The 14,213-nt window shown below is 38.8% G+C and carries 11 protein-coding genes; 1 reads left to right on the top strand and 10 read right to left on the bottom strand.

From position 1 onward, the window contains the following. Positions 1-9: 9 nt before the first annotated feature. The 4 genes from AC1DOK_RS00910 to AC1DOK_RS00895 form a co-directional block, all read right to left on the bottom strand. Positions 10-3,051: a cellulase family glycosylhydrolase gene (locus AC1DOK_RS00910; RefSeq protein WP_477552340.1), complete on the bottom strand. Its 3,042-nt coding sequence runs from the start codon at positions 3,049-3,051 to the stop codon at positions 10-12. 125 nt (positions 3,052-3,176) lie between these two features. Continuing rightward, on the bottom strand, positions 3,177-4,547 hold the full coding sequence (locus AC1DOK_RS00905) for an ABC transporter substrate-binding protein (RefSeq protein WP_477552339.1): 1,371 nt from the start codon (positions 4,545-4,547) through the stop codon (positions 3,177-3,179). A gap of 64 nt (positions 4,548-4,611) precedes the next feature. Continuing rightward, the gene (locus AC1DOK_RS00900; RefSeq protein ID WP_477552338.1) at positions 4,612-5,460 is read right to left on the bottom strand and encodes a carbohydrate ABC transporter permease; all 849 of its coding nucleotides are present in this window, start codon (positions 5,458-5,460) and stop codon (positions 4,612-4,614) included. 12 nt (positions 5,461-5,472) lie between these two features. Next, positions 5,473-6,360 carry a carbohydrate ABC transporter permease gene (locus AC1DOK_RS00895; protein ID WP_477552337.1) on the bottom strand — a complete coding sequence of 296 codons (888 nt, stop codon included), beginning with the start codon at positions 6,358-6,360 and terminating at the stop codon, positions 5,473-5,475. Between the two features lie 441 nt (positions 6,361-6,801). Between AC1DOK_RS00895 and AC1DOK_RS00890 the strand changes: the two genes are divergently transcribed. After that, positions 6,802-7,806: a substrate-binding domain-containing protein gene (locus tag AC1DOK_RS00890; protein ID WP_477552336.1), complete on the top strand. Its 1,005-nt coding sequence runs from the start codon at positions 6,802-6,804 to the stop codon at positions 7,804-7,806. 308 nt (positions 7,807-8,114) lie between these two features. Here the strand turns inward: AC1DOK_RS00890 and spo0A are convergent, their stop codons facing one another. The 6 genes from spo0A to AC1DOK_RS00860 all read right to left on the bottom strand — a co-directional run bounded on the left by spo0A (position 8,115) and on the right by AC1DOK_RS00860 (position 14,208). Next, positions 8,115-8,915, bottom strand: a complete 801-nt coding sequence (gene spo0A / locus AC1DOK_RS00885) for a sporulation transcription factor Spo0A (RefSeq protein ID WP_477552335.1) — start codon at positions 8,913-8,915, stop codon at positions 8,115-8,117. Positions 8,916-9,120: 205 nt separating this feature from the next. After that, positions 9,121-10,443 carry a SpoIVB peptidase gene (spoIVB, locus tag AC1DOK_RS00880; RefSeq protein WP_477552334.1) on the bottom strand — a complete coding sequence of 441 codons (1,323 nt, stop codon included), beginning with the start codon at positions 10,441-10,443 and terminating at the stop codon, positions 9,121-9,123. 97 nt (positions 10,444-10,540) lie between these two features. Beyond that, positions 10,541-12,274, bottom strand: a complete 1,734-nt coding sequence (gene recN / locus AC1DOK_RS00875; protein WP_477552333.1) for a DNA repair protein RecN — start codon at positions 12,272-12,274, stop codon at positions 10,541-10,543. A gap of 48 nt (positions 12,275-12,322) precedes the next feature. Further along, the gene (ahrC, locus tag AC1DOK_RS00870; protein ID WP_477552332.1) at positions 12,323-12,772 is read right to left on the bottom strand and encodes a transcriptional regulator AhrC/ArgR; all 450 of its coding nucleotides are present in this window, start codon (positions 12,770-12,772) and stop codon (positions 12,323-12,325) included. 1 nt (position 12,773) lies between these two features. Continuing rightward, positions 12,774-13,229, bottom strand: coding sequence for a hypothetical protein (locus AC1DOK_RS00865; protein WP_477552331.1), 456 nt, complete (start codon positions 13,227-13,229; stop codon positions 12,774-12,776). A 154-nt stretch (positions 13,230-13,383) separates the two neighbouring features. Beyond that, the gene (locus AC1DOK_RS00860; RefSeq protein ID WP_477552330.1) at positions 13,384-14,208 is read right to left on the bottom strand and encodes a TlyA family RNA methyltransferase; all 825 of its coding nucleotides are present in this window, start codon (positions 14,206-14,208) and stop codon (positions 13,384-13,386) included. Positions 14,209-14,213: the final 5 nt, after the last annotated feature.

Raw genomic sequence — 14,213 nt, 5'->3', positions numbered from 1 at the left:
ATCCCCTTTCTATTTCACCTGAACTACAGGGTTATTCTGATAACTAGCAACAACAGTACCATCACTTGATAGAGTAAACAGACTGCTTCTTTTACTTCCAACTGTCAGGGAATAGGTTTGTTGCATTACGCTATCTCGGATTTGGAGCTTCTTATCTTCCCCAGTTTCATTGATAACAGTATAAAGTACACCCTTGTCCCAGTTTAATCGGCTAACAAAAATTCCGTTACAATCGCCTTCTAGTAATTCAAATGACTTTGTCACATTGGCTTCCGTAATTAATTCGGCGTAAATCTCCTTCAACACATGAGATTCCTCTGCTAGCTCAATCGGAAGTGGGATCCAAATCAGACGACCTTTGCCCAGTTGTACGTCGACTACCTTCTGACCATCTGCGCATGTCTCTTTAAAGGCTCTGCTCACATTATCGTGGCTAAAGGAAAGCTCATAACTCTTATCTTTAAATGTCAATTGTTCGAATTTAGATAACTGCTTTAGACTAGATTCACCTACTAATGCTTGCGCCCGGTCTGTTTTGGCAAAATACTCATTCAGTGAAATAGGTCCAGTAATCACTAGTGTCGTATCCATTTCACTAACGATGTTAATCAGCTTATCAAACTGTTCTCCATTAATATGATGCGGACTTGGCAGGAAGATTAGCTTAGGCTTTGCCTCTATAAGTGGGTCAAGATCAAATTCACTTACGCCCATTGCCAACTGTTTATTATAGTAAGACAGTACCTTAATGATCTGTGTAGTAGACTGCTGAGCAAAATTCTTGTTGGAGAAGTCATTTGTGAATGGGAAAATAACCGCTATCTCTTCATGACTTGCTAGATCGCTCATATATTCTTGCGACTTGGCAAAGAAATCCCCAAACCTACGATACAGCTTCATTTCTGGTTTTTTACTACCGTCACAACGAATAGCCCCAATATTCGACTCATTTGCACTTTGTAAGTAGTAATTCGTGTTCCATATCCACTGAACAAAGCCTGCACCCCGTACACCAAAGGAGTATGCGAATTTTCTCTCAAGCAAATCGGCGATCTCACGTTCCGTGCGCCTTGGACTATTATCCGCATTCTCGAGGTACATGACACCCGTTTCCTGAATGAGTAAAGGTTTGTCATGATATTTCGTAAACACGCTGTCCCATACCAGATCATCAAGCAACCACCAAGTATGCTGATTATTATAATCAACTAAGTCTCCCATTAATAAAGGAGTAGGTCTTTGTCCTCTTAAAGCTTCATCTTGTCCAACTGTAACCATATGTAATGGCTGAATATTTTTGATCATTGCTTTCATTTCTTTTGTCCAATTTCGGAAGATATGAATACAGAACTTAAGATAATCCTGCCAAATTAGACCATTCTTACAATCACCCATATCGGTAATATCAAAATTGATATGGCTCCTATCTGGTAGCGGTAAAGCTGAGAACGTAGGTACATCAGAGATCGGTATATCAAGTGCAGCAGCCATTGCTTCCACTGTCTGATACTTGTTACGCATATAGGCCTGAAAAGCATCTCTCTCCAAAGTATCATCATCAGTTCTTCGTTGTGACGGGTGATCTGACACATAAGGCTCATTAATCAGATCCCAATCGACATTGGTTGTATGTTGATGTCTGATAACGATTTGTGAGATAAATCTCTTCTGTGCATCTAGACTCCTTAAGTCCAAATAAGGATGACTTCCTTCCCACGGTTCCGGTACAAATGTAAAGAACGTGAAGGTAACATGCAGATCATTTGCAGCTGCACACTGAATAAAGGCATCAATACTGCGAAGAATAAATTCATCAAAATGTCCGTCATCTAGCATAAATGTTCTCCAGTTACACCACATACCGGTACGAATCCAGTTAATCCCCTGTTTTCTCATATCCGCCATATCTTTCATCCAGGTCCTTGGGTTAGGATACTGAAGGAATGCACGAGAAACATCACTAGACATATACGTCGTTCCAATTACTGGAGCCGTTTTGCCATCTATTACAAAATAATCTTTGCCACATGCCACTCGTTCATAGTTACTTAATAGCTGATCATCCTTGACACAGAAGCCTTGCTCAAATAATCGCTTCTCTCCATCCTGACTAATCGCACACATATGAATCTCATAGTTTCCTGGAACGAGGTTGCTGTCAATTTCCACATTTTCCGTCAGCGTGAAGGATTGGCCTTTCAGTTCACGTTCTAAAGTGGTGATCAGCTTCCCGTCTTTCATGAGTTCAATCTGACAATTCCATGATGAGTCCATGGTAGGATTCTCAATCTGGATTTTGATACTCGCTTTCTCATTTGGCAAATAAGAAGCAAAAGATGGCTTAACAAATATTTCCCTAACTCCTCTTGCAGCGAATGCACCTAAATCCTGTACTACTTGGGCTAAGATATTGTGATCTTCAATAGTTATTTCTTGATTAACCAAAATCCATCTTCCACCACGGAACTTACCAGCCCGGTTCTCGATCAAAACAGTTGGTGAACTATAATGCTCCCCATCTGGATTGAGTCCCTTAATCAATGGATATATAGCAACATCCATCGAACCAACAGAGCCCCATTCTTTCGGTACATACTTGTTTCTTGTTGGCAACATAATCAGATTTGAAGTATCCTTAATGGTTAACAGCTGCAAGAGAGATTCTGCAACCGGGTTCATTACATTTGCTTCATAACTGGAAATCTCACATTCCTCGGCACTAACATTTATAAAGCTATGTATATTTAACTTACGCAAATAATTCCATTGTTGTTTCTGTACATCCCAATTGCTTCCGTTCCAAATGACTGGATACTGAAAAGGCGTAGCTCCAAAATTAACGAATCCTTTGCCTTTTTCAAGAAATCGTTCGATTGCGGGAAATGCATCTATTGGAAAATATCCTTTATGCATATTTACAAATACATCAAAAGAATCCGTCAACGTATCCTTTAGTTCCTGAGCATTGCAGCTAACTACATTCGGTGAATCAATATGGATCGATTGATATCCAGGAAAGGATTCATCACAAAACATTAAAATTTTATACATTATCTTTCCACTCCCTATCTGATTATGATAAAGCATGCAAAAGGCTGCCTTCAGGCGAAAGCTGATCAGATTGCATTCAATCTACTCCAACTAATGCGCTATCAGGCAGCCATGCAACCTGCTTTTTATTTTATATTTCTCTTCTCAAACACTTCCTTCTGTGCTTTAGCCCAATCTGCATTCATCTTAGCAACGATATCATCATAAGATTTGAAGCCTTCTTGTGAACGTCCTAGCGCAGTATCGATAATTCTACGTCCAAATTTCTCGTCGTACAGACCTACTTCAGACTGTGAAAGGATCTCTTCTACAAGACCTTCTTCACCTTGCTTAGAAGGCATTTCGATCATAAATTCTACATTCTTCTTCTGTAGATCACTTAATGAATCTGGAATTGCACCGCCAACTAGACCAGATACGTTTCCTTGATTTTGTGCATAACCTGATTCGGCAATAAAGAATTCAACAAACGCTTTTGCAGTTGCTTTATTCTTACTATTCACATTCACAGCCATACCATAACCAGCATTCAGCATGGCTTTATTATCCTTATTTGGAAACGGCATGAAACCAACATCATCCGGATTTGCTGCCATACCACGAGAATTAGCTAGTGCCCAAGAACCGATCCCCAAAGCACCAATTTGTCCATTTGCAACCATTTGTAAGGATTTATCAAAGTCAGAAGTAATTGGGTCTGCTTCAATTAGACCTTGCTTCGTCAACTCATATAGCACACTATAAAGAACATAGTTTGGCTTACCAGGAGCGAATGGCTCTTTATCATGAGGCAAAGTTTGATTACGGTATGCTGGATCATTCACAAGTACAGCTTCATTCCCTTTGAGCTGCGAAAGCGGCCAACCTGCATTGTAATTCGAATAATAAGGAATAGCAGAAGTTTTCTCTTTAATCGCTTTCATGTCAGCTATAAATTCATCAACTGTAGTAGGCCATTCTGTAATGCCTGCTTGTTCAAAAACTTTTTTGTTATACATGATTCCACTAACATCACCTGATACTGGCAGCATATAGACCTGTCCATCATATCCACCACGTTCAGCAAACGTATATTTCTGTTTCATTTCCTCAACTGTACCAAGCGGCTCATAGAACTGAGCAAACTTGTCTGCACTTAAATTCGGATTATACAGTACGTCGCCATAGTTCTTAGTGGACATACGCGTTCTCATGTTGTTGTCGTAATCCTGTACACCTTCAAATTTAACAGATGTAACTTCAGGATATTTCTCTTTAAAACGCTTCTCATAGTCCTTAAATATTGTGTCAATCGAATTGGAATCATTCGTAATAACTACAATGTCTCCAGCAATCTTAGACTCGGTCTCGCTTGAGCCAGAACCTGAATCACTTGAAGAGCATCCTGCCAGTGTTGAACCTACCATTAATACTGATAATGTGAGCGGAATCATTTTTTTGTAATTTAAAGCCATTACGTCCACCATCCCTAATGTATTTGTGTTTTGTGTCCCCATTCAAATTGAAACTGACTGTATAAATCTCTCTTGAATTTTGCGCATTCCCCTCTCATACTTGTGCTTATTTAACTGAACCCGATGTTAAACCGTTGTAGATATATTTTTGCAAAGTAAGAAAAACGATTAACATCGGAGTCATAACAACGATAATGCCAGCCAAAATAATCTCCCATGATGAAGCATATGGCCCTTTAAAATTAAACAATGAAGTTGAAATAGTGGCTAACTCTGCACTAGGCATATACAAGAATGCAGTGTAGAAATCATTGTAGATCGCTGTACCACTAATAATGATGATGGTTACAATAGCAGGCTTCAGTAGTGGGAATATAATCGTGAAGAACACTCGGAAATATGAAGCACCTTCCATTAATGCAGCTTCATCCAAATCTTTGGAAATGCTGTTAATGAACTGCATAAAAATATAAATCGCCATAATATCCGTACCTACATTTAATAGGATTGGCGCCATCAACGTATTAAAGGCTCCTAGCTTAGCAATCACCTGAAAGACGGTTACTTGCATGGTGACACCTGGAACAAGTGCAGCGAACAGAAACATATTTTGTAGAATTTTCTTTCCTTTAAATTTAAACCTTGAAAACACATAAGCGATCGTAGTTCCAGAAAGAATGGAGCCAGCTAAAGAAACCACCATAATAATTGCAGTATTTATAAAACCAGTAAGTAGTTTTCCTTCTACGAACACTGCTTTATAGTTCTCAAAATTTAGAAAGCTGGTTGGTGGTGATAAAGGATTGGATTCATAGAATTCGGTATGAGTTTTAAATGAACCAAAGATAATCACAATAATTGGTAGTAATATGATCAAACATGAAATAATCATCACCAAATATTTCATCATACTAGTACCTAATTTACGAGCTGACTTGATCCCTTTATTGTGCATTTTGTCCCCCTCCTATTTATCCTCTTTGAGAAAGAATTTCTGAACCACTGTCATGACAATAATGATAATGAAAAGAATCATGGCCATGGCGGATGCTAATCCAACTTTGTTATAGTTAAATCCCGTTTTAATCGTTTGGATGACAAAGGTCATACTTCCATTTGCCCCGTTCGTCATAATAAATGGAATTTCAAACACGCTTAGAGCACCTTTGACCGATAAAATAATTTGGAGCGCCAATATTGGTTTAATCGATGGAATAATAATGGATTTAAACACTTGCCATCCATTAGCACCATCAACATTGGCCGCTTCATAAACACTGTCATCAATGGATTGCATTGCACCTAAATAAAGCACAACAGCAAAACCTAATCCCTTCCACATCGATACGAAAACCATCGAATAGTTAATTAAATCCGGATTCCCTAACCACTGGTGAATCCAACCATTCAAGCCTAATAACGATAGGAGTGAATCTAAGATACCTTCAGGTTGAAAAAAGAATAGAAAGATCATGGCAACAGCAACGCCATTAATTAAATACGGAAAGAACAAAATGCCTTTAAACACATTGGCGAGCCTTAGTTTAAAATTCAAAATAGTTGCAAGAAATAGTGATAAAAACAAAGTTAGAATCGAACCGGCAATATAATACAAACTGACTTTAAACACTGAAAAGTATTGAGGATCACTGAATATACGGACATAGTTGTCAAAACCGACAAACTCCTTCACCTTGCTGATCCCATCCCAGTTTGTAAAGCTGTACCAAACCATATTCAGCATCGGCCAATACGTAAAGGTCAATAAAAATAAAAGTGGAAAAACGGTAAAGCTAAGGATCAATATTTTTTTCTGTCTGGTGTACCCGAACCCGAGTTTTGCAAAGGCTTTCATAAAAGTCACTCCTTTATTTAGATATCAAGTTTATTTAAATTAATTTACTTAATTTAAATTAAACAAATTTGATATTTAAACTAAATAACTTGATGAATAGATTAATATGTACTATTTTGTAAAATTAAGCGCTCCCTTTTTTAGTATTTTCATTGCTTTTCAATAAATATCTTAACTCTATACTTAAATGCTGTCAATATATTTACTTGATTTTAAGTAAAATACTATTAATAATAAAGTAAATAAGATATAATGGTTTACATAGAATATAAGTTTTAACGTTCTTTCTGTAGTTAATCTTTTCGTATAAGAGAAAATTTTACTTCCACAATTTAGTACTTGCTTGTATCCTAGAGTTAATAGACTCAACAAACTTAAATTCGTTAAGTAAAATAACCCCATATGAATTAATTTGCATTAAAGAAAGGGATTTCTATTGATATGAAAAAGAATGTTACAATGTCAGATATTGCGCAGTATTTAAATGTAAGTATCGTTACAATTTCTAAAGCTTTAAGCGGAAAAGAAGGGGTCAGTGAGGAAACTCGCCAAAAAATCATTAAAACGGCTTTTGAAATGGGCTACAACACAAAAACTGCAACCAAGCAAACGCGGGTCATTGGGGTACTTGTTTCTGAACGCTACATGAGGATTCGAAATTCCTATTACTGGGATATTTATCAATGTTTAGTTCAGTCTTTAACCGAAATAGGCTACGTCGCTCTGCTCGAAGTAGTTACTAAACCATCTGAACTGAACCAAATTGTTCCCAGCATCCTGCAAAATCAACAGATGGACGGTTTGATTGTACTCGGAAGCTTCCCCAAAAACTACCTGGATCAATTAATAGATGCTCCACTTCCGTTAGTATTTCTTGATTTTTATAACTGGTTATATGATATAGATGCTGTTATTTGTGACAACATCTTCTGCTCCCATATGATTACGAACTACTTGATCAGCTGTGGTCATAAACAGATTGGCTATGTTGGTAACGTTCATGCACTTGGGAATATTCTTGATCGCTATCTTGGTTATCATAAAGCAATGACAGAGAATCATCTTAAAATACATAGTGACTGGATTCTAGATGATAGAGACATCGAAGATAAGCTATTCTCCGACTTTTCACTTCCTAATAAATTTCCTACAGCCTTTGTCTGTGACTGCGATGAAACAGCTTATAATTTTATAGAATTCTTATCGAAGCAGAATATATCTGTCCCTAACGATGTTTCCATTGTTGGTTTTGACAATTATGTTTTTGCTACAAAGACCAATCCACAGCTGACTACCTTTGAAGTTGATATACAGCAGATGGCCGAGGAAACAATTCAAGGTCTTAATTGCAAAATTCAAGATCCAAACTACCGCATTGGTATAAAAACTGTACGAGGAAAATTAATCGTTCGTGATTCAGTAAAAATATTATCACGTCCCGAATAACCACTAAATGCAGCCAACTTTTAAAGAAGTTGGCTGCATTTTTTAAAAGGTCATTTAGAAGTCTTGTCAAACGCAAAAGTACACCACTATGTAATTAGTGATGTACCATTTTTGATATAATGTGCAACTTTGTGCCTGTAGAATTATAACCAGCCTTACTCAGGTAGTATCCGAACCAAATACTGAGCAATAGGTTTCATACATCCAATCTAATGTAGCGCTCTATTCCTACAGACACAAAATAACCCGACAAACCAAAAAGGTCTGTCGGGTGTTTCAAGTACATTCAAAACCGCACCTCTACTATCTTACGAAACCTTATGCTCAATTCTCAGCTTATCCGCAACCATCGCGATAAACTCTGAGTTCGTCGGCTTCGACTTCGAGATATTGATCGTGTATCCGAAGATGTACGAGATGCTGTCTATATTGCCGCGAGTCCAAGCAACCTCGATTGCATGGCGGATCGCGCGTTCAACGCGGCTAGGGGTTGTTTTGAAGCGCTCAGCGATTGCTGGGTACAACGTCTTCGTTATTGCACCGAGAATCTCGATATTGTTGTACACCATCGTGATTGCTTCACGTAAATATTGATATCCTTTAATATGTGCAGGTACACCGATTTCATGAATGATGGAAGTAATATTAGCGTCCAAGTTTTTGGTTTTGGGCATTTGGACTACATTCTGCCTCATAGCAGCGTTCATTGGTGATGAGATCACCGTTTGGTTAGATACTAGTTGGCGAATCCGGTTCGTTAGAACACCCATTTCAAAAGGCTTCAGTATGTAATAGGATGCTCCTAGCTGTACAGCCTTCTGCGTAATCGTTTCTTGTCCAAAAGCAGTTAACATAATAATTTTAGGGGATACAGGAAGATTCATTTCACGTAAGCATTCTAGAACACCAAGTCCATCTAAATGCGGCATAATGATATCTAAAATTAGAACGTCAGGTACTTCACGATGAGTCTCCATGAATTTAAGTACCTCGTTCCCATTATAAGCGATACCGACAACTTCCATATCTTCTTGCTCTGAAATAAATTCGGACAATAGGTGCGTAAATTCTCGATTGTCATCTGCTAACATTACACTAATTTTTTTCAATTTCTTAATCCTCCTTTGATTACCTCAAAAAACCTGTAATTATTTTCCTAATTTGAATTATTCGACAATTGAAATCGTTTTCCTTCTGTCGAACGATTTTTCTTTTCTTTTTTTTGAAAATATTTTATAATTTAATATTTCATTTCATTGTTCGCGTGACTTCGACAAAACCTTGCAAGAATAACAGTAAAAAACGAACCAAAGGCTAACTCGCCTTTAGTCCGTTTCCATTCAATTTCTGCATGATACCAGAATCCTGCAGCATCCATTCAATGAAGCATCCATATCCTTGTTCAGGGTTGTTAATAAATACATGTGTCACGGCGCCAATCATTTTACCATTCTGTATAATAGGTGAGCCTGACATCCCTTGCACAATCCCACCTGTTTTCTCCAATAATTTCGCATCCGTTACCCTAATAACCATTCCTTTGGTTGCAGGGTGATCCTGCTTCGCTACATGAACAATTTGAATATCGAATTTTTCTACTTTTTTGCCATTTAAAACGGTATATATTTGGGCTGGTCCTTCTTTGACTTCTTCTGCAAATGCAACGGGTATCGCTTGTTTAGAGAAGCTATTATCAGGTAGGCTCGTCATTCTGCCAAAAATACCAAATGCCGTATTTTTCTCAATGGTTCCGAGAATTTTACTATTGAGGCTAGAATGCTTCTCACCTGGCTCACCACTTCTACTCTTAGCAATTGACGTGACATTCGAATCAACAATCTGACCTTCCCCAACAACAATTGGTGTTTGTGTATCCATATCCGTGATAACATGCCCTAGGGCACCGTATACACCATGTTCTGGATTATAGAAGGTTAAAGTACCAATACCTGCTGCTGTGTCGCGAATATAGAGACCTAGTCGATGCATCTTGTCCACAACGTCGTATACAGGATTAAGTGATAATTGCAGCACCTGGTTATTCCGCTGAACCGTTAATTGCAGAGGCTTACGACTTTCGCCTGCTTTGGTAACATAATCAGCAACTTGATTCACATCATTGGTCTTGTGACCATTAATATGAGTGATTAGATCACCAATCTGGATTTTGGCTTCTTCTCCAGGCGATACACGCTTTTCTTGACTTGTACTTACTAAATGATGACCAACAACTAAGATGCCTGCAGATTTAATCTTAACACCAATTGTTTGCCCCCCTGGGATAACCTTCAGATCAGGAACAACATTCACTTTCACTGTTTTGAGGGGAATTGTACCGAACAGTTTGAGCTTCATCTCGGTTTTACCGAGTCCTGACGGAATAAGGGAAATGGGTTCATTGAGATTAACTTTAAATGAGTGCTTTGAACTACCGTTGACTTTTACAATCTCGGGGTCTTTGACAGTCAAATTGGCCATTACAGGTACAGTGAGCTGGATTTGCTTACCTTGTCCATTGAACATACGAAGCTCATTAGGAAAAGAAGCAAAGCTTTGAAATGGTGAGGAAAAAGCGGTTATACAGATGAAGCAAACAAGCAACAATCCCACCAATCTTTTTCTAAAGCTAGCTTTCAAAGGTATCACACTCCTACGTCAAATGCGTACCTATAAGTTAACCCCTCACCACCTGTTTTATAACTAAAAAAGACTGAAAAAGATGCCTAAGGCATCTTTATATTCTTGTTTTCTTTTCATTTGCCAATACAAGCATTTCATGAGAATGCTGTAAGGTTGTTTCCGTGACACTTGCGCCACCTAACATCCTAGCCAATTCCTCGATTCGATCCTGCTCATTAAGATCCGTAATTTTGGTATAAGTCCGTTCGTGTGCAACTTCTTTATGAATGGAATAATGAACATCAGCCATGCTTGCAACCTGTGGTAAATGGGTGATCGAGAACACTTGGCAATGTCTAGATAACTGTGACATCTTCTCTGCAATTGCTTGTGCGGCGCGCCCGCTAACACCTGTATCCACTTCATCAAATACAAGCACAGGCACACGATCAATTCGAGCAAAAATAGTCTTAAGCGCTAGCATAATACGTGAAAGTTCTCCACCTGAGGCTATCTTGGCAAGACTTCTCAGTGGTTCACCTGGGTTCGGTGACATCATGAATTCAATCTGATCAATTCCGTCTCGAGAGAATTTATAATTCGTTCCTTCTAAGTGAATTCCTTCATTATTACGATCTTCTACGCGATTGATCTGAACGTTAAACACGGTTCTCTCCATTTGTAGATCACGTAATTCGGATTCAATCTCTTGTGCTAAACGTGTTGCAACTACATGACGCCTAGAGGATAATTCAATGGCTGTTTTGGCGAGAATAACTTCTTCTTTGGCAAGCTTATTTTCAATCTCTTCAATTAAGCTGTCTTTATTTTCTATTGTGTTCAATTCGGTTTGAATGTTATGCAAATAAAGGAGAACATCTGGTACTGTCGCACCGTATTTCTTACGAAGAGTTGAAATAACATCTAACCGATCTTCAATTTGATCAAGCCTAGAAGGGTTAAACTCAATCGCTTCGCGGTAATCGCGTAGACCATAAGCAACATCCTCAAGCTGATAATAGGCGGTTTGCAATTGTTCGTGAATGGGCTGAAGCACAGCCGCATCATAATTAATAATATCGCGCAATCGACTCAGGGCTTTATTAACGGATGTAATGCTTGCTCCAGTACCATACAGTAATTCATAAGCATCCGATACATTCGCATGTAATTTTTCACTATTGGCTAGCTTACTTCGTTCGTCCATAAGGGCCTCATCTTCGCCCTCTTTAAGCTTAGCCGCGGATATTTCTTCAACTTGAAACCGATACAGATCCGTCATTTGCAATGCTTGCATCGAATTATCTCTAAGTTCAAGTAACTCTTTACGGAGGTGAGTATAGACATTATAGGACGCTTGGTACGCCTCTTTAGCTAGCTTAATCGACTGTTCACCATAAGAATCAAGTAAATGGATATGTTGCTCAATATGCAGCAAGGATTGATGCTCATGCTGACCATGGATGTTAACTAACCATTCGCCAACTTCTCGAAGCATGGATAAATTAACAATTTGACCATTAATTCGGGCCGAGCTTTTGCCCTGAGAAGTAATCTCTCTCCGAATAATGAGCTTCTCATCAGCATGAGCATCAATTCCCAAAGATTGCAGGACATTCCAAATGGGGTGCTGCACTTCCACGTCAAAAGAAGCTTCGATTTCCGCTTTGTCGCTGCCATACCGAACAAGATCGGATGATCCCCTAGCACCAACAATTAAGCTTAGTGCATCAATAATAATGGATTTACCTGCACCCGTTTCCCCAGTAAGTACATGAAATCCGGATTTGCAATGAATATGGACTTGTTCAATGACTGCTAAATTGCGAATCGACAATTCTGTAAGCATACAGAACCCCTTTCTGTTAAGCGTTCACATAAAGAAACGATTTCAACATTAAGACATCATAGAAGTAATTTGTTTAACAACACTTTCACTTTCCAGCTTGGTACGGCAAATAATCAGAATCGTATCATCACCACAAATGGTTCCCATAACTTCATTCCAGTCCATCCCATCCAGTAATACACAGATCGTATTAGCGGTACCTGGCAAGCATTTCATCACAACTAAATTCTCCGTATAATCGATGCTTGTAAAATGATCTGTTAATGCACGTCTTAGCCGCTGCAATGGATTATACCTTAAATCAGCAGGCAAGGAATATTTATACCGTCCATCATCTAAAGGCACCTTAATTAATTGAAGCTCTTTGATATCCCGTGAAACGGTAGCTTGTGTAACATTGAATCCTGCATTGAATAAGGACTCTACAAGCTCATCCTGTGTTTCAATTTCTTTATTCATAATAATTTCCCTAATTTTCACCTGACGCTGACCCTTCATATTACACCTCAACATGGAACGAAATTTTCTTGATTTTTTGCTGATTCATATCTACATATAGGACACCTGATGCATCGGGGAATAGCAAGTGATACGCTAAGAAAGCATCTCGTAGCGAGCTACCTGTCAAATCAAGAGGTCTACGTTCCTTTGCTAATTTAACCAAATAAATCTCTTCATTCTTTTGGGCAAAATAATCAACGAATAAGCGACTATATAATGGCTCATCTGCATCATTAATTGTGATATAGAGGGGAATTTTTGTTTTAGAAGAAAGTACATCAAACCCGGCACCCTCAAGTAATTCAACAGCCTCATCCTGCAGAATTTCATCACTAATCGGGATCGGAAGCCTGCGTTTTGGTTCCTCCTCCAGCCAACTGCGTATACGCAGTGTCACCCATGATACGAATATGATTACAAGTAGAAGTAGTACAATGACTTGGTCACTTTGCATGCCTCTTCACCTCGCATCCATCATGAGATAACAGCTTGTCCATCTAATGATGAAGGAAGCGTTTCCCATAATTTCTTACCAACACTAATTCGCGGAAAGAATGGAAAAATCCTCTTTTTGAGTGTGATTTAGGATGCGATATAGCGAAAAGCAATTAACCTTGTAAACGTCGTGAATTTGCGACAATTTCCTTGATGTAGGCTGAACGATCGCTCCCCATCACATTCGGGTGCTCTGGATTGCATGTCCAGTACGCTAGGAACTCAATATTCCCTTCCCCACCTGTGATTGGAGAATAAGTTAAACCTACCAGATAGAGACCAATATCCGAAGCAAATTGCAAAATTCTAGTTAGCACTTCTTCGTGTACCTTAGAATCTCGTACAACACCTGATTTGCCAACCTTCTCTCTTCCTGCTTCGAACTGTGGTTTAATAAGTGCCACGATACTGCCATCAATAGGTAATAATTCTTTAAGTGGTGGCAATATGATCGTCAATGAAATAAACGAAACATCAATGGATGCAAAAGTAGGTGGCGGTCCTTGTAAATCCTCCAGCTTCGTATAACGGAAATTAGTACGCTCCATTACATTCACTTGTGGATTGTTTCTTAGCGACCAATCAAGCTGATTGTACCCAACATCGATTGCATATACATAGGATGCTCCATTCTGTAAGGCACAATCAGTAAATCCACCTGTTGAAGCACCAATATCTAGCATGACCCGGTCCTTTAGATCAATATCAAACTCACGTAGCGCCTTCTCTAGCTTGAGCCCACCGCGTGAAACGTATGGATGCACCGACCCTTTGACACGAATCGTCTTCGCTCTTGAAATCTTCGTTCCTGGTTTATCACTTGGTTCCTCATCTACAAAAACAAGACCAGCCATGATGGCGGCCTTGGCTTTTTCCCTACTTTCGTAATACCCCTGTTCGACCAGAAGTACATCTAATCTTTCTTTGGCATCAGACATTTGCT

The organism is Paenibacillus sp. P5_B5 (assembly GCF_056400365.1).
The sequence above is the reverse complement of the archived record's forward strand: the minus strand, read 5'-3'. Positions and strand labels throughout refer to the sequence as shown.